1 pseudogene is annotated in these 249 nt (G+C 71.9%); it reads right to left on the bottom strand.

From position 1 onward, the window contains the following. A pseudogene (locus BZY54_RS53630) lies at positions 1–249 on the bottom strand (aminoglycoside phosphotransferase family protein); the annotation flags it as partial.

Here is a 249-nt window from a genome sequence, read left to right as displayed (position 1 = left end):
AGGGCGGCCACCCGGCCCGGCATACGCTCGATCACCAGTGTGCAGTTGTCCGGGTCCGCCGCGATCAGCCGGGGCACACGGACCGGGGGCCGGTGCCGGACGAACGAGCGGTATGCGGCTATCTCGTGCCGGTACCGCTCGGTCCACGCGGGCGAGTGGTCCAGTAAACACTTGGCGACGGCCGTACTGCGCCCGGTCGTGCCGACCAGGAGCACGGACCGTCCGCTGCGGCGCAGCACCTGCACCGGA

Source organism: Streptomyces carpinensis (assembly GCF_002154505.1).
GTDB lineage: Bacteria > Actinomycetota > Actinomycetes > Streptomycetales > Streptomycetaceae > Streptomyces > Streptomyces carpinensis.
This window is presented reverse-complemented; position numbering and strand designations above follow the sequence as displayed.